The sequence below is a fragment of the Streptomyces dysideae genome (assembly GCF_001514305.1).
Taxonomy (GTDB): Bacteria; Actinomycetota; Actinomycetes; order Streptomycetales; family Streptomycetaceae; genus Streptomyces; species Streptomyces dysideae.
In genome coordinates this window covers 2,598-3,664 of record NZ_KQ949168.1, presented here as the reverse complement: position 1 = coordinate 3,664, position 1,067 = coordinate 2,598, and the positions used below count along the sequence as shown (strand labels likewise).

General features: G+C 70.2%; 1 protein-coding gene and 1 pseudogene. One reads left to right on the top strand and one right to left on the bottom strand.

Going from position 1 to position 1,067, the window contains the following annotated elements; all coding sequences use genetic code 11:
• Window positions 1-233: pseudogene (locus AQJ91_RS57230) on the top strand (IS630 family transposase); the annotation flags it as partial.
• A 175-nt stretch (window positions 234-408) separates the two neighbouring features.
• Here AQJ91_RS57230 and AQJ91_RS48145 read toward each other — a convergent pair.
• A partial coding sequence (locus AQJ91_RS48145; protein WP_067036723.1) for an SDR family NAD(P)-dependent oxidoreductase occupies window positions 409-1,067 on the bottom strand: 659 nt, incomplete at its 5' end.

The following is a 1,067-nucleotide window of genomic DNA, read 5'->3' as shown; positions in this document are numbered from 1 at the left end:
GAGGTAAAAGAGCCCGGGCGGCCTGCGGAGGCTACATCTGCTTCGAGGACGAAGCCGGGTTCACCCGACGTCCGCCCAAAGGACGAACCTGGGGCCGGCGCGGCCACACGCCGGTCGTGACCGTCAGCGGCCGCCGCTCGGGGCGCCTGTCAGTGGCCGGGCCGATCGCGATACGGCCAGGCTCCCGCATCCGGCTGTGCCACCGTCTGCGCACCCACACCGCAGGGGCCTCCTACGGCCATGGTTGAGGAGGCCTTCGCGGCTGGCCCGCCGACGCTCGCCCTCGCCATCGACGCGAACTGGCCCCCGAACCCCGGCTTCCGCCGACAGAACGCAGTGCGGGCCGCCCATGGCGCCCCACACCGCATGCCATGCTCTTCGTCGGCGTTCACTCCCGCACGCGTTCTGTCACCGGATGTCGTAGGGGTGCTCGGCGCCCTCGCGCTTGGTGTAGATGTCCCAGTAGAGCCCGGCGATGGTGTCCGCGTGGGTTTCCGGGCCACCGGAGCCGATCCGGGTGAAGATCGGCACGTGTGCCGCGTACACGCCCGTGCCGGTGAGCACCTGGGTGAGCTTGAGCACGTAGGCCCGCAGGGCGGCCGTGGCGACGGCGATGTTGCCGTACTCCGGCGGCCCGGCGAATACGTCCAGAGAGGACCCGCCCGTGGTGAACAGGAGGGTGCCGGCGTCGCGTTCGAGCATCTCGGGAAGCACCTGCCGTGCCGCGGTGAGACCGCCGTACAGGTAATAGTCCAGCTCCGGCTGGAGGTTCTCGACCGTCGCGTCCAACGGAGCGATCATGGCGTCGGTGAACGTCTTCGGCGCGGGCGAGTACTCCAGTACGTCGACTTGGCCGAACCGCTCCTTGACGCGGGCGAACGCGGCGACCAGGGACGGCCGGTCGGTGACGTCGGCCGCGAACCCGGCTGCCTCGATCCCCGCTTCACGCAATTCCCCGGCGAGCCCGTCCAGTGTCTTCTGGGTCCGCGCCACGAGCGCCACGGAGAAACCGTTACGGCCGAATTCCTTGGCGATCGACAGGCCCAGGCCGGAGCCGGCTCCGACGA